The following is a 16,560-nucleotide window of genomic DNA, read 5'->3' as shown; positions in this document are numbered from 1 at the left end:
GGATAACCGTTATTTTAAATGGAGATGGTCAGATAGGGTTTGCTTTGCTGCACTTCTACTTAATTTTATCATTTTTTAAAGAGGATAGTTTTATGAATAAGGTTTTTAAACTCATTTGGAACCATGCAAAACAAGGTTTTGATGTTACTTCCGAATTGACGCGCAGCCAGCGTAAAAACGCAACAACAGATAACCGAGAAAAGCCAGCTAAAGCCTTGTTGGTAGCGGGTTTATCCCTTTCTTTACTCGGGGGGGGGTAAGACGTCGTCAACGTCAACATCTGTGGTGAAAAAACTTATTACCGCAACTAGTATTCTTCTTGCGACTCAATCAGCCTATGCAGGAATGTCAATAAAAATAGATAGCCAACAAAATAACAATCAAGCGGAAGGTTCAATTGTTATTGGTAAAGGTGCTAAAGCAGAGCCAGTAGTTACTAGTGATAGTAGCGACAGCAGTAAATCAGGCGCATTAAATGCTGTTGTTATTGGTAATAATGCTGAGGCCAAAGCCACATCTAATATTGCAATTGGTGATGAAACTAAAGCCGATGGTGAATATACTGTTGTTATTGGGAGAGGTGCAAAAGCAGAAGATAAAAATTCAAACAATTCTATAGTAATAGGTAAAGGTGCAAAAACTTCAAATCAAGGTACAATTGCTTTAGGTTTGGAATCTGAATCAAAAGGGGAATTAAGTATTGCTATAGGGTCAAGAGTAGGTTCGGAAAATTACACAACTATTGCAGAAGGGACGCATTCTATCGCGTTTGGAGTAGGTGCTAAAACAGGAAATAAAGCAGCTAATTCAATTGCATTTGGGGTATCTACTAATGCACAGGGAGTAAACAGCACTGCTCTCGGTACAAACGCTTACGCTAATGGTGCTCAAGCAACGTCACTAGGTTCTCATTCTATGGCTTACGGTAATAATACTATTGCAATAGGAACTAGTAGTAAATCAACAGGAAGTAGCTCTAATGTTATAGGTTTTCAATCAACTGCATCCGGTCAAAATTTATCTATTTTAGGAGCTAATAATACTATTTCTGCTTCTGTAGAATCGATAGATTTAAATATTGAGCCTGTTCCTTATTCACCTAGTTGGATAAATAACTCAAGTATTTTGGGTAATAATAATGTCATCACAACAAATAACACTTTTGTGCTTGGAAGTAATGTTAATTCTAAAATGGATCAGGGAAAGTATATAAAACTGGAAGACACTGTTGAAAACTCCGTTTACTTAGGAAATGAATCTATAGCCACAGCTGGAAAAACAGAGAATACTAAACATAAAAAGAAACAAGGTAACAATCTAGTTGAAAGTACTACAACAACAGCAGGTGATAAAGGAACGGTATCAAAAGCTACTGTTAGGAATATTACTTATGGAGAAGGCACAACTTCCTCATTCGCAGGTAACACAGCAAATGGCGTTGTAACAGTTGGGGCATCTGGGGGTAAAGAACGTCGTATTCAAAATGTAGCCGCGGGTGAAATCAGCCAAACCTCTACAGATGCAATAAACGGCTCACAACTTTATGCAGTGACTGATGTTATTGGAAATTTAGCAGCTTCAACTGCCTCTCACTTGGGTGGAGGAGCTACGGTTCGGTCTAACGGCTCAATAGCTCAACCGACTTATAGTATTTATAAAGGGAATACTAGCCCAGCTACAAGTGGCAATAGTGGTGACAAATATATTGTTCCAAACAGTACAACTGCTAGCGGTACTGGTTCAAATAGTACATCAGGTGATTATAAGAACGTAGGCGAAGCATTTACTGCATTAAATCGATACATCAACGAAGGGTTTGAAATCTTAGATAATACTGGAAATAAACAAGGCGTAGTAACACCAGGTAATAAAATTAAATTTGCGGATGGTAAAAATACTACAGCAAAAGTTACACAGGAAAATAATGGCACCACAACGATTACATTTGATGTAGATATTCCGGAACAAAAAAATATTGATACTACAACCTTAACAGTTAAAGGTGATGGCGTGGCTTCCCCTACTAAAGGCAATGGTGTTGTTGAAGTGCCACAAGATAATGGAGATAAATTCGTTACTGCAAAAACTGTAGCGGACGCCATTAATAAATCACACTTTGTTGTGGATGTTGCTGATGCTTCCTCCGAAACATTTGATGAAGACACTACAACATCTTTCTCGGCAGCAGTTAAAACGGGTGACGAGCTAAAATTAAAATCAGGCAAAAACATCAAGATGAAAGCTGATGGCGCTGGTGGTATTACAGTTGCAACGAAAGATAACGTTGAGTTTACTACAATTACCGTACCAGGAGCAAAATCTAGCGGTAGTGGTGATGTTAGTACTTCTAAATCAATCACTATCAATACAAGGGGTATTGATATGGGCGATAAACCGATTATCAATTTAAAATCAGTTATTCATACTGCATATCCAGAAGCAAATAAAAACGAAGTTAAATTACCTAAATCTGTACAGTTTGATACAGTAAAAAACAACGCCGCCACTGTAGGCGATGTATTAAATGCGGGCTGGAATTTAGAAGTAAACAATGAAGCGAAAGACTTTGTTAAACCATTTGATACGGTGAATTTTGTCGGTGAAGGTGTAACCATTACTCATGAAAATAAAGACGGTAAAAATGTTGTTAAATTCAACGTGGAAATTCCTGAGCTTCCAAAAGTTGAAACGGCTAAGTTAAAAGTTGGTGAAAATGGTAAAGTGACGGACTTACCTGAAGAAGCTAAAAAACTCGCTACAGCGGGTGATATTGCAAAAGCCATCAATGAATCAGGCTTTACCTTAAAAACATCCGCTACTACTGACGGAGAAAAAGATAAAACTTCAACCCCAGAAAATGGAGAGCTCATCAATCCGGGCGATAGTGTTGAGATGATTGCGGGTAAAAATCTGACCGTTAAGCAAGAAAACGGAAAAGTCACTTATGCGACCAAAGATAAGGTAGATTTTGATGAAATCACGTTATCAAATGAAGATAAGAATAAAGTTAAATTGGTAAATGGCGCGCCGGTAGCAACGGATGCCAATGTTAATCCAACTGAAAGTAAACCAACTGCCTCGTTAAATATTACCTCTGCGGACAAGAAACCAACCCAATTAACCGGCGTCGGTTCGGCGTTGAATTCCATGCAAATAGAGACCAACACAGGAATTCAACCTCAAGGTTCAGCACAAAAGGGAACGGATACCTTGTTAAATTTAACAGGTGCTCAAGATAAACCGTTAGACAACAGCGTGTTAAATTCTGCCGCCACGGTGCGCGATTTAATCCATTTAGGCTGGGTGGTTTCCGCAAGTGGTAATGAATATAAAAACACGGTGAAAAATGCCAATGAAGTTAATTTTGTGGGCGCCAATGGAATATCGGTGACTGGTGAAACGAAAGAGAATGTGCGCGAAATCAAAATCAGTGTAGATGCACAAAGTGCGGTGGAATCTGCGCAATTACCTGTGGTTTATACCAATAAGGCGGGCGATAAGTTGGTGAAAGTAAATGGCAAATTCTACAAAGCCGAGGATGTGACGAATGGCAAACCAAAAGATGATGCAACGCTGGTAGAGACAAAAGATGTGATTGCCTCTATGAACAACGGTGACAACAACACGAGAGCCCCGATAGCATTGTCAAATCTTAAAGGCAATCTTGCTCCGACGTATAACGCCGGCGATAAGAAAGAAAATGAGAATAAAAAATTGGGTGATGACGTAGTGAGTACGGGTGACATAACCAAATCACAAACTGCTCCGACCAATGTTGCCGATATTTATCACAACGCTGCCACGGTCGGCGATCTTCTTAATGCCGGCTGGAATTTACAAGTCAATGGCGAAGGCAAAGATTTTGTTAAGGCGTATGATGCAGTGAATTTCGCCAACGGAGTAGGCACCACGGTCAATGTGGAGGTTGCCGAAGATGGCAAAACCAGTGCGATTCGGATTAACAGCCTATTGGGAATTACTGATAAAGCAGGAAACCAATTAGTCAAAGGCAAAGATGGTAAATACTATAAACCGTCAGCGCTTAAACCGAACGGAGAGCCGAAAGACAATGCTGTAGGGGGAGGAGTTGAAGCCGGCGATGTACAGGTCAATGTTATCAATCCGGCAGCTGCGGATGCCACAAAAGGAAATGCCGTCCAAGTGGGCAATTTAAGCAGCGGATTGAGCACACAAGAGGTAGCGACCAAGCCAAATGGTACTGCGGGAACGGATAAATTATTAAATTTAACCAACAATAACAATGCTATTCCTGACAGTAATGCCGCAACGGTAGGCGATTTGCGCAATATGGGCTGGGTGGTATCGGCTTCCGGTAATGGCTATATTGATACGGTGAAAAATGCCAATAAAGTCGACTTTGTCGGCAGCGGATTAGCGACCGTGACGGGAGAAACCCAAGGTGATGTACGCACCATTACGGTGAATGTGGATGCCCAAGCGGTGACCAACAATGCGCGCTTACCGGTGGTGTATACGGATAAAAACGGAACACAAATTTACCCGATAAAAGATAAAGACGGTAACATCACTTACAACACTAAACCGGATGGTCAAGGTGAGACGGTTGAACCAGACAATGTGATTACCTCCATCAACGGATCGAAAGGCACCACAACGCCGACCGTATTAACCAATGTTATGTCTAATTTACCGGCGACGTATAATGATGATGTGTATAACCTCAACAAAAAAACAGTCACCAAAACCCAAGATTTACCGCTAGAATTAAAGGTGAACAACGCTGCCACCGTTAGCGATATTCTTAACGCCGGTTGGAACTTGAAAAACAACGGTCAACCAGGGGACTTTGTTAAAGCCTATGACAGCGTAGACTTTATTGATGGTAAAGGCATGACAGCCGTGGTAAAAACCACGAAAGATGGAACATCCACCACTGTCAAATACGACGCGAAAATCGACAATAACACCATTAAGCTCAATGACAAAGGCGAATTGTATGCCGATTATGCCGGCGACATTGCCAAAGCGACTACCAAAGTGGCTGCGGGGAATAATATTGAAGTGACCCCAAAAGTCAACCCAGATGGTAGCACGACCTACACCGTGGCAACGAAAGACGACGTGGCATTTGAGACCGTAAAAGTCGGGGACAATGTCAACATAAACCATGACGGATTAACCATCAAAGATGGACCGAGCATCACCGTTGCCGGCATTGACGGTGGAAACAAAAAAATCACTGGCGTTGCCGACGGAGATATTTCACCGACCAGCCACGACGCTATCAATGGTTCACAACTGTATGCAGTACAACAGGCGTTAACCGGCAGCATTGCCGCGTCTAAAGAAGAGGTGACCTCTACGGACAACTCAGTAACGGTGACTGCCACACCAAATGACAGTGGTGCCAATGTCTTTGATCTCTCGGTCAACACCGACAACACCACCATCACCAAAGATGCCACAACGGGCGCGCTTAAAGCCAAGACCACTGTCTTAAGTAACACCAATGGCAAAGTGGATACACCGGCACCGGAAAACGCCAACGCCTTAGTCAGTGCGCAAGACATTGCTAGTGCGATTAACCGGTCAGGTTTCACCTTAAAAGCACAAGGGGAGAACGGTTCAACGATTCATCCAGGGGCAACGGTAGATATGAAAAATACCGACAGCAATATCGTGATTAGCAAATCGGCGGGAAGCAATGATGTCACCTACAATTTAGCTAGAGACATCAAGGTAGACCAAGTGAGAGCAGGGAACACGGTATTAAACAGCAAAGGGGTCACCATTGGTAGTGGCGCTAACCAAGTAGAATTAACCGAAAATGGGTTAAATAACGGAGGTAACCGCATTACCAACGTGGCACCGGGTCAAGCCCCGACAGATGCAGTGAACGTCAGTCAATTACGCGGCCAAATGGGCAATGTTTACCACCAGATGAACAAAATGGGTAAGGATTTGCGCGGGGGCATTGCGGGTTCAAACGCGGCGGCAACATTACCACAGGTTTACATGCCGGGTAAATCCATGGTGGCGGCGTCTGCGGGGACATTTAAAGGAGAAAATGCCTTTGCGGTAGGATATTCTCGTGTTTCTGATAATGGTAAACTTATTTTGAAACTTCAAGGCAATGCTAATAGTCGGGGGAATGTCGGCGGCGGTGTCGGTATTGGTTACCAATGGTAATTAAGCCGAAAAGCGGTTAATAAAAACGAAGAAGATAAAGCGGGGAAGTCAACCCGCTTTATTTTTTATGGGGAATATATAAAAAATCGGTTGTGTGGTGGATATAAAATGGCATAAACTTAGCATATTAGTCGGGGTGCGATAGCTGAGATTATACCCGTGAACCTGAAACAGTTAATACTGGCGTAGGAAACTAATTGTTCAAATTGCTCTTCTCAAACGTCAATATTGCTGGTTTATTTTACTTGTTATAAGGAAAAACGATGCAATTCAATTTATTAGCAAAGATCAAAAATTCAAATCCGTTAGTGCATTGTATGACCAATACGGTGGTATCAAATTATACCGCCAACGGATTATTGGCATTAGGCGCTTCTCCGTTAATGTCTGTCAATATTCATGAGATGGCGAATATTCAGCAATTTTCACAAGGATTATTAATTAATATCGGCACGCTAAAACCGGATGAATTGGAGGCAATGCTTATCGCAGGAAAATATGCCAATCGCAATGGTGTCGCGGTGGTGCTGGATCCGGTGGGTGTTGGGGCGACGGAATATCGGCGTGATGCGGTAAAACGTTTGTTAAGCGATGTGAAATTTACGCTTATTCGTGGCAACATAGGTGAAATTGCGACGCTGGCAAATGTGGCGTGGCAAGCGAAAGGCGTAGATGCTGGTGAGGGGCAGGCGGATGTGGCGAAGCTGACCCAAACGGTGGCGTTAAAATATGCTTGTATTGTGGCGACCAGCGGGACGACGGATGTGATTAGTGATGGTCGGGCGTTGTGTAAAATTAGCAATGGTACATCATTATTTCCGCGTATTACCGGCTCCGGTTGTTTGCTGGGCGCGGTTTGTGCGGCGTTTTTGGGCGTGGCGGAAAAAACACAACAATTTGCCGCCGCGGTTGAAGCCTGTACGCTGTACGCCTTGGCGGGCGAGTTGGCGGCAAAACCCTTAGCGCTGACACAAACAGGGACATTTTCGACAGCACTTTTGGATCAATTGGGCGCAATTAGCTCGGAGACGGTTCAACAATATGCGAGGGTAACTTATGACTAACGTAGCACAAGCCTTGACAATTGCCGGATCCGATTCCGGTGGCGGTGCCGGTATTCAGGCGGATTTAAAAACCTTTCAAATGCGCGACGTGTTTGGTACGTCGGTGATCACGGCGGTGACTGCGCAAAATACCTTGGGCGTTTTTGATATTCATCCTATTCCGCTGGCAGCGATTGAGGCACAACTCAATGCCATTGCGCAAGATTTTACGATTTCCGCCTTTAAAATCGGGATGTTAGGCACCGCAGAAATTATTGAAACTGTGGCGCAAGGGTTAAAACAACACCATTTTGGCAAGATGGTGTTGGATCCGGTGATGATTGCAAAAGGCGGCTCACCGTTGTTGCAGCAAAGTGCGATTGTGGCGTTGAAACGGGAATTATTGCCCTTGGCGGAGGTGTTGACGCCGAATTTACCGGAAGCGCAAGCCTTAACCGGTATTGAAATTGTGGATGATAAAACCGCTAAAGCGGCAGCTTTGCAATTACAGGATTATGGCGTGAAAACTGTGGTGATCAAAGGCGGGCATAGCCAACATTCTGCGTCGGAAATGTGCCAAGATTGGGTTTTTATGCCGGATCGACAATTTGTACTGGAAAGCCCGCGCTATCATACGCCGCATACGCACGGAACCGGTTGCACCTTTTCCGCGTGTTTGGCGGCAGAGTTGGCAAAAGGGCGTTTAATTGAAGAAGCGATACGTACCGCCAAAGCCTTTATTAGCGCCGCCATTTCTCATCCGTTGAATATCGGGCATGGACACGGACCGACAAACCATTGGGCATATAAGGATTAACAATGAACTTGATTGCAAAGATGTTACAGGTTTATTTTATTGCGGGAACGCAAGATTGTCGCCTTTTAAACGGGCAGCCGGAACAAAATTTATTGTCGATTTTGCACCAAGCACTGGCGGCGGGCATCAATTGTTTCCAATTTCGCGACAAAGGTGCGTATTCTTTGGCGTCGGATCCGGCGCGGCAAAAGCAACTGGCGCTGGCTTGTCGTGATCTTTGCCGCCAATATCACGTGCCTTTTATTGTTAACGACGATATTGATTTAGCCTTGGAAATTGAGGCTGATGGTATTCATGTTGGACAAAAAGATCAAATTAAACAAGCACTTGATGCAAGATCTGTCCGTCCGTTAATTGTCGGCTTGTCGATTAATAATATTGCGCAAGGCGTAGCTGATAAAGATAATCCGAATATTGATTATTTCGGGTTGGGACCGATTTTTGCGACGCAATCCAAAGCGGATCATGCGCCGGTATTGTCGCCGGCATTTATTCGCGAAATTCGCCGGCAGGGAGTAAATAAACCTTGCGTTGCTATCGGCGGGGTTACGACACAAAATGCATCGCAGCTGCGCCGATTGGGTGTCGAGGGTGTGGCAGTGATTTCCGCTATTACGCAAGCGGAAGATATAGCCTCGGCAGTCAAACAATTACAATCTTAAGCATAAGGAAGCATTGATGTTCAAGAATATAGGTAAAAAAACGAGATTATTTTCAACCGCACTTTTGTTGACAAGTGGAGTGTTTTCCGTTGCGGCAAATGCACAATCTGTTATGCCGCTGAATGTTTATACTTATGGCAGTTTTAGTTCCGATTGGGGGGCGGGTCCTAGAGTGAAAGCGTTGTTTGAAAAGGCACAACAACAATGCCAAATTCATTATGTGCCTTTTGATAGCAGTGGTACGCTGTTTAACCGCTTGCGATTAGAGGGGAAGAAAACCAAAGCGGATGTGGTATTGGGGTTGGATCATTACGTGTTGGATGAGGCGCGAAAAACCGGTTTATTTGTGCCGAATAAGGTGGATTTAACCCGTTTATCCTTGCCGATTTATTGGCAAGATTCTACCTTTTTGCCCTATGATTTCGGACAATATGCTTTTATTTATGATAAAACTAAATTAGCTAATCCGCCGCAGACGTTGCAGGAATTGATTAATCGAGAAGATTTACGCGTGATTTATCAGGATCCTCGAACCAGCTCAGTTGGACGCGGGTTGGTGGTGTGGATGAATGCGGTTTTTAATGCTGATAATCCGTCATCCGTGTCAATCGAGGCAGCATGGCAACAACTGGCAAAACATACGGTGACCGTAGGCAAAGGTTGGTCGGAAAGCTACGGTGCGTTTTTAAAAGGCGAGGCGGATTTGGTACTAAGCTATAATACCTCCCCGCTGTACCATTTGTTGCAAGAGCAAAAAGATCATTATGCTGCGACAAATTTACAAGAAGGCGGTGTGCTGCAAATTGAAGTGGCGGCGAAAACCGTAGTCAGCCAAAACCCTTGTGCGGATTTATTTTTGGATTTCCTGTTAACGCCACAAGCACAAAGCGAAATTACTCAATATAACGTGATGCTGCCGGTGATCGATACGCCAATTGCGCCTGCGATTGATGCTTTGCGCGCGCAACAAATGCAAGCGAAAGTCTTTGATACGACGAAGATTCAACCGGCGCTGTTGAAACAATGGATTTCACAATGGCAAGTTAGCTTGACAGAATAATGATGAACTTTTCTTCGCCGCAATTTCGCCCAAGACATTATATGGGCGGCATCTTGGTTTTTGCATTGTTGCTGGGTATTTATTGGCTGGCACTGCGGGCGATTTTTTCCACCGAAAGTGCGGTCGATTTTAGTTCGTTTTTGCACGATCCCTATGTCCATCGAGTCATTTTATTCAGCTTTTGGCAAGCGTTTTTATCGGCAGTGTTATCGCTTTTAGGCGGTGTTTTGCTGGCACGCGCATTGTTTTATCAAAAATGGGCAAGTCAGTCTTGGATCTTGCGTTTATTATCGTTAACCTTTGTATTGCCGGCGTTGGTGGTGGTTTTCGGGTTAATGGGCGTGTATGGCAATTCCGGTTGGTTGGCGCAATTAAGCAAAGCGGCAGGCTGGCATTGGCAGCCACATTTTTATGGCTTGAGCGGTATTTTAACTGCACATTTGTTTTTTAATATTCCCTTGGCGGCTCGATTATTTTTACAAAGTTTTCAAGCTATTCCTACTCAACAACGTCAGCTGGCGGCGCAACTTAATTTGCGCGGTTGGCAATTTGTGCGCCTGATTGAATATCCGTATTTGCGCCAACAAGTATTGCCGGTGTTTAGCCTGATTTTTATGCTGTGTTTTACCAGTTTTACCTTAGTCCTTACCCTTGGCGGCGGACCAAAATACACTACTTTGGAAGTGGCTATTTACCAAGCCTTGTTATTTGAATTTGATCTGCCGAAAGCAGCGTTATTTGCATTGTTACAAGTGGGATTTTGCTTGATGTTGTTCGCCCTTGGCAGCGCTTTTAGTTGCGCACCGGCAACCGATTTGCCCAGCCAAAATTTATGGCTGGATAAACAAAAAAGCGCGGTTAAAATTTGGCAAATTTTGTTTGTAGGATTGTGTTTGCTCTTTGTATTAACGCCGCTGTTGCATATTGTGGTTAGCGCTTTTTTTGATCCGCAAAGTGCGCATTATTGGCGCATGGCTTGGGAAAATGCGGCGCTTTGGCGTGCCTTGGGCTATTCTTTGACCATGGCGCCGACATCTGCATTCTTGGCTTTGTGCTTGTCGATTGCGGTACTTTTGCTTTCTCGTCGCCTGCAATGGCTGTATTGGCAAAAATTAGCCAATGTTGTGACTAATTTCGGTATGATTATTTTAGCGGTGCCAACCTTGGTACTTGCCACGGGATTATTTATTGCGCTGCAAGATTGGGATTTTTCAAGTTTGCATTTATGGCTGATAGTGATTTTTTGTAATGCCTTGGCGGCAATGCCTTTTGTGATTCGTATTTTGGCGGTGCCAATGAGTAATAATTTGATTTATTATGAAAAATTGTGTCAATCTTTAGGCATTGTCGGCTGGGCGCGTTGGCGTTTTATCGAATGGCACAATTTAAAAGCGCCGATAAAATATGCGTTTGCTTTAGCTTGTGGGGTGTCGCTTGGTGATTTTACGGCGATCGCCTTATTCGGCAATCAAGATTTTACCTCGTTGCCACATTTATTGTATCAGCAGTTAGGCAGTTACCGTATGGCGGAAGCCGCTATTACCGCATTGATTTTGTTATTGTTTTGCCTTGGCATCTTTAGCGTGGTAGAACGCAATAAACCGGAATAAGGAACTATGATAAAAATAAACGCGCATTTTAATTATCCGATGATGCCCATGTATTTTAATTTACAGGTTGCCCCGCAAGAAAAAGTTGCAATTGTTGGCAGTAGCGGGGCGGGGAAAAGTACGCTGTTAAATTTAATTGCCGGCTTTGAGTTTTCTGATCGAGGCGAAATTTGGTTAAATGGCGAAAACCATACACGTAGCGAGCCTTTTGAGCGCCCGGTTTCTATTTTGTTTCAAGAAAATAATGTGTTTACTCATCTAACAGTTTGGCAAAATATTGCCTTTGGGATAAAACCTTCCCTTGCTTTGTCTGGTGCGGAACGCGTGCGCGTGGAACAGGCGGCAAGCGCGGTCGGTTTACAGCCATTTTTATCGCGTGTGCCCAGCGCTTTATCCGGCGGACAGAAACAACGGGTGGCGTTGGCGAGATGTTTATTGCGCGATAAACCGATTTTACTACTGGATGAACCTTTTTCTGCGCTGGATACCGAATTACGCGAGGAAATGTTGACATTACTTGATCTATTGTGCGTCGAGAAAAAATTGACTCTGTTGATTGTGACGCATCAACCGAATGAAGTAAAAGATAAAATTGATCGCATTATTCACATTGAAAATGGTAAAATCTGTGATTAATCGGTTTTATGCGAAGATAATGCAGCGATTTTGGATGATTTGAAAATTCCTCTTATCTTTCAAAAACGATAATATAAGGAAAATGTATGGCAACTAATACGATTCAAATCTCTTCACTGACGCCACATCCAACCTTGGAATATTGGTCAGTGTGTAAAGTGGAGGCTTTATTTGAAACGCCGTTTTTAGAGTTGGTTTATCGGGCGGCACAGGTTCACCGCGAGTATTTTAATCCACAAGCGATCCAACTTTCTACTTTGTTGTCGATTAAAACCGGCGGTTGTCCGGAAGATTGCGGTTATTGTCCACAGTCGGCGCGTTATAACACTGGCGTGGCAAAACAAGCGTTATTAGAGATTGATGAGATTGTTGCCAAAGCCAAAATTGCTAAAGCGCGCGGTGCGCGGCGTTTTTGTATGGGGGCGGCGTGGCGCGGTCCGAAGCCGAAAGACATGGAAAAAGTGACGGAGATTATTAAAGCGGTAAAAAACTTGGGCTTGGAAACCTGTGGGACATTTGGGCTGTTGCAAGATGGAATGGCGGAAGAATTAAAGGAAGCGGGTTTAGATTATTACAATCATAACTTGGATACTGCGCCGGAACATTACGAAAAAATTATCGGTACCCGTCGGTTTGACGACCGAATTAATACCTTAGGTAAAGTGCGCAAGGCGGGATTAAAAGTGTGTTGCGGCGGGATTGTCGGCATGAATGAAACCCGTAAAGAACGTGCCGGTTTAATCGCAAGCCTCGCCAATTTAGATCCGCAACCGGAATCGGTACCGATTAATCAATTGGTGAAAGTGGAAGGTACAGCGTTGGAAAATGCCGCACCATTGGATTGGACCGAATTTGTGCGCACCATTGCAGTGGCGCGAATTGTGATGCCGAAAAGCTATGTGCGTTTATCTGCCGGTCGTCAAAGGATGTCGGAAGAAATGCAAGCCATGTGTTTTATGGCAGGGGCTAATTCGATTTTTTATGGTGACAAATTATTAGTGACAGAAAATCCGGAAGAGGATGGCGATCAGATATTGATGGCGAAATTAGATTTAGAACCTGAAACGGAAGAAAATCGGCACGAACGTCGTTAAAATAGCCCCACAATCTAAAATAAATAGTGTAGAATTAAAAGCTGTTTTGCTTAATTCTACAGATGGGGATGACCAATGGAAAAAAATTTAAGTCATTAGACAGTATTGATATTAAAATTTTAAATGAATTACAACGTAATGGGAAAATCTCCAATATTGATCTTTCAAAAAAAGTCGGGCTGTCGCCAACGCCTTGTTTAGAACGGGTAAAGCGTTTGGAAAAACAAGGGGTTATCATGGGCTATCGGGCGCTGCTTAATCCTGAATTATTGGACTCGCCGCTACTGGTGATTGTGGAAATCACGTTGGTACGTGGCAAGCCTGATGTGTTTGAGGAGTTTAATGCGGCGGTACAACAATTAGATGAAATTCAAGAATGCCATTTGGTATCCGGCGATTTTGATTATTTATTAAAAACCCGTGTGGCAGATATGGCAGCATACCGCAAATTACTCGGTACCACGTTACTACGCTTACCGGGCGTTAATGATACTCGCACCTACGTGGTGATGGAAGAAGTGAAACAAACCAATTTTTTACAACTCAAATAATGTTAACGGACAATGATCAAAAAAATTAGCGAACATTTTACCCCTAAACAATATGTTATTGAATTTTTACTCGGATTGGCCACCCTTTTCGGGCTTTATTTAATTATCGCTTGGATAAGTTATAACCCGTTTGACAGTTCTTGGTCAGTGTCTTCATCACAACCGGTCACCTTAAATAAAGCGGGTAAATTAGGCGCTTGGGTGATCGATTTATTTTTTGCTTTATTTGGTCATGTGGGGAATATTATTCCTTTTGTGCTATTTATTGCACCGATTTATTTTATTCGTACCAAGCGCATTGATTGCTTAACTTGGACGCGCTTTTCCTTGCGCATTTTTGGCTTTGTGCTGTTGCTGAGCGGCTTAACTGCCTTGTCAACGCTATTGCTTTCTAACACGCCTTATTATTTATCCGGTGGCGTACTTGGTGGCAGTTTGATTGCCGGTTTTTTTTCGTTATTGGGTAAATTTGGTATTTTATTATTTGCCTTTATTTTGAGTGTGGTGGGGTTTATTTTTTGCTCCGGCGCCTCATTAATTCGGTTACTTATGCGCTTTTATGCATGGTTGACAATGAAAAATGAAGAACCGAATGCGCCACAAAATCGCGTAGCGGTAGAGGCGCCCACTGAAGCGGAAGCGATTGAGGAAATTATTATTCAAAAAGCGCCAACTATCAACGTTAGCGAAAATGTGACACAAGGTAAATTGGTGGATGTCAGGCATTTGATTAATATTCGTGGATTAACCCCGCCGCCGACACAAACGACCGGTCAAGGTAAAATAGTGTCGGTGGCGACGGATGTTGCGCAAGAGGCGAAGGCAAATGTTTTTCTTGAGGAAATGCATGTTGCTTTGCCGGAGGTTTCGATTGCGACGGAAAAATCGAGTGCCGATTTGGGTTATTCCATGGATCTTGCTACAGAATTGCTGAATGTGACCATTTCGTCGAAGATTAATTCAAATCAGGACGAGCGATCACCTGAGCTGTTACAAAGTGCGCTGGATTTTTCCCTTAAACATGACATGGTAGGTCAAAAGAGTATTGCGTTGAAACATGAGAAGAAACATGAGAAGATCTTGGATAATGAGGAAGCCATGCCGAAAGTTTCGCTTCCTGCTGATGCGCAAACTGCGCCAAAAATGACCGCACTTATACCTGCAGAGGATGAGGCGGTTGACGATCCGGAAGAGGCGGACTTACATAATGAATTAGCTCGCCAATTTGCCGCGCAAGAACAACAACGATTGGAAGCACTGGCATCACGTGCGAAAGCCTTAAATGCAGAAGAAGCGCTTAATGTGATTTTGGCACCGACTAATGTGGCGCATACGCTGGAAAATGCCTCGTCAATGCCTTATAAATCTTATAGTGACACCTTAATTCATCCGGCGTTGCAACGAAAATCAATGATAATAGAAAAACCGACGACACCGTTACCGACGTTGGATTTATTGGAATATCGTCCGGCGCAAGCGCAACAAATTACCCGTGAGGAAATTGAGCAAACTTCGCGGCGAATTGAACAACAATTGCGCAACTTTAATGTTAAAGCAACGGTAAAAGATGTGTTAATCGGTCCGGTGGTCACCCGTTATGAACTTGAATTGCAACCGGGTGTCAAAGCCTCTAAAGTCAGCAGTATTGATACGGATTTGGCACGAGCGTTAATGTTCCGATCCATTCGTGTGGCGGAAGTGATTCCGGGCAAACCTTATATCGGTATTGAAACGCCGAATGTGAACCGACAAACCGTGCCTTTGCGTGATGTGTTGGATAGTGATGAGTTTCGTCAATCTAAATCCCTCTTATCCATGGCGTTAGGCAAAGATATTAGCGGTAAACCGGTGGTGGTGGATTTAGCCAAAATGCCACATTTATTGGTAGCGGGTTCTACCGGTTCGGGAAAATCCGTTGGAGTGAATACCATGATTTTAAGTTTGCTATTTCGCGTTAAACCGGAAGAAGTCAAATTTATTATGATTGACCCGAAAGTGGTGGAATTGTCCATTTATAATGGCATTCCTCATTTGTTGACCGAAGTGGTTACCGACATGAAAAAAGCAGCGAACGCGTTGCGTTGGTGCGTGGATGAAATGGAGCGTCGTTATCAGCTTTTATCCGCTTTGCGAGTGCGCAATATTGAGGGATTTAACGACAAAATTGATGAATACAATGCAATGGGAATGCCGATTCCAAATCCGGTTTGGCGTCCGGGCGATACCATGGACAGCCTACCGCCGCCATTGGAAAAATTAAGTTATATTGTGGTTATCGTGGATGAGTTTGCTGATTTGATGATGGTTGCCGGTAAACAAATTGAGGAATTGATTGCTCGTTTGGCACAAAAAGCGCGCGCGATCGGTATTCATTTGATTTTGGCGACACAACGTCCGTCGGTAGATGTTATCACGGGATTGATTAAAGCGAATATCCCAAGTCGCATTGCCTTTACTGTGGCGAGTAAAATTGACTCGCGTACCATTTTGGATCAAACCGGAGCGGAAGCCTTGCTTGGACGTGGTGATATGTTGTATTCAGGGCAAGGATCCTCGGATTTAATTCGGGTACATGGGGCGTTTATGAGTGATGATGAGGTAGCGCGTGTAGCGGATGATTGGAGAGCAAGAGGGAAGCCGAATTATATTGAAAATATTCTCACAGGTTCTGACGATGAGGAAGAGAATACTCGTAGTGCATCAGACAGTGATGATTTAGATGATTTATTTGATGAAGTGATGGAATTTGTGATTGCTACTGGCACCACGTCGGTTTCCTCCATTCAACGTAAATTTAAAGTCGGGTTTAATCGTGCCGCACGGATTATGGATCAAATGGAGGAGCAAGGCATAGTCTCTCCGATACAAAATGGTAAGCGTGAAATTTTAGCAAGACAGTCCAACTATTAACTGAAA

Annotated in this window: 11 protein-coding genes and 1 riboswitch; all 11 genes read left to right on the top strand. The window is 43.5% G+C overall.

Going from position 1 to position 16,560, the window contains the following annotated elements; genetic code table 11:
* Nucleotides 1-92: 92 nt before the first annotated feature.
* The gene (locus CFY87_RS11620) at nt 93-260 is read left to right on the top strand and encodes an ESPR domain-containing protein (RefSeq protein ID WP_158216595.1); all 168 of its coding nucleotides are present in this window, start codon (nt 93-95) and stop codon (nt 258-260) included.
* Between the two features lie 85 nt (nt 261-345).
* Nucleotides 346-6,171: a YadA-like family protein gene (locus CFY87_RS01195; RefSeq protein ID WP_143226153.1), complete on the top strand. Its 5,826-nt coding sequence runs from the start codon at nt 346-348 to the stop codon at nt 6,169-6,171.
* A gap of 122 nt (nt 6,172-6,293) precedes the next feature.
* Nucleotides 6,294-6,380: riboswitch (TPP riboswitch) on the top strand.
* A gap of 54 nt (nt 6,381-6,434) precedes the next feature.
* Nucleotides 6,435-7,235 carry a hydroxyethylthiazole kinase gene (gene thiM, locus CFY87_RS01190; RefSeq protein ID WP_094945482.1) on the top strand — a complete coding sequence of 267 codons (801 nt, stop codon included), beginning with the start codon at nt 6,435-6,437 and terminating at the stop codon, nt 7,233-7,235.
* Nucleotides 7,228-8,031, top strand: coding sequence for a bifunctional hydroxymethylpyrimidine kinase/phosphomethylpyrimidine kinase (gene thiD / locus CFY87_RS01185; protein WP_094945481.1), 804 nt, complete (start codon nt 7,228-7,230; stop codon nt 8,029-8,031). Before thiM ends, thiD begins: the two co-directional genes overlap by 8 nt.
* 2 nt (nt 8,032-8,033) lie before the next feature.
* Nucleotides 8,034-8,693, top strand: coding sequence for a thiamine phosphate synthase (gene thiE / locus CFY87_RS01180; protein WP_094945480.1), 660 nt, complete (start codon nt 8,034-8,036; stop codon nt 8,691-8,693).
* A 16-nt stretch (nt 8,694-8,709) separates the two neighbouring features.
* The gene (gene thiB / locus CFY87_RS01175) at nt 8,710-9,753 is read left to right on the top strand and encodes a thiamine ABC transporter substrate binding subunit (protein ID WP_094945479.1); all 1,044 of its coding nucleotides are present in this window, start codon (nt 8,710-8,712) and stop codon (nt 9,751-9,753) included.
* Nucleotides 9,750-11,363: a thiamine/thiamine pyrophosphate ABC transporter permease ThiP gene (gene thiP / locus CFY87_RS01170; RefSeq protein ID WP_419670235.1), complete on the top strand. Its 1,614-nt coding sequence runs from the start codon at nt 9,750-9,752 to the stop codon at nt 11,361-11,363. The genes thiB and thiP overlap by 4 nt, the downstream gene beginning before the upstream one ends.
* 6 nt (nt 11,364-11,369) lie before the next feature.
* Nucleotides 11,370-11,999 carry a thiamine ABC transporter ATP-binding protein gene (gene thiQ, locus CFY87_RS01165; RefSeq protein ID WP_094945477.1) on the top strand — a complete coding sequence of 210 codons (630 nt, stop codon included), beginning with the start codon at nt 11,370-11,372 and terminating at the stop codon, nt 11,997-11,999.
* An 86-nt stretch (nt 12,000-12,085) separates the two neighbouring features.
* Nucleotides 12,086-13,093, top strand: coding sequence for a biotin synthase BioB (gene bioB / locus CFY87_RS01160; RefSeq protein ID WP_094945476.1), 1,008 nt, complete (start codon nt 12,086-12,088; stop codon nt 13,091-13,093).
* A 68-nt stretch (nt 13,094-13,161) separates the two neighbouring features.
* Nucleotides 13,162-13,644, top strand: a complete 483-nt coding sequence (gene lrp / locus CFY87_RS01155; RefSeq protein WP_094945475.1) for a leucine-responsive transcriptional regulator Lrp — start codon at nt 13,162-13,164, stop codon at nt 13,642-13,644.
* A 12-nt stretch (nt 13,645-13,656) separates the two neighbouring features.
* Entirely contained in the window at nt 13,657-16,554 is a 2,898-nt protein-coding gene (locus tag CFY87_RS01150) for a DNA translocase FtsK (RefSeq protein WP_094945474.1), read from the top strand.
* Nucleotides 16,555-16,560: the final 6 nt, after the last annotated feature.

Origin of the sequence: Actinobacillus seminis (assembly GCF_002263215.1) — a bacterium.
GTDB lineage: Bacteria > Pseudomonadota > Gammaproteobacteria > Enterobacterales > Pasteurellaceae > Actinobacillus_B > Actinobacillus_B seminis.
This window is presented reverse-complemented; position numbering and strand designations above follow the sequence as displayed.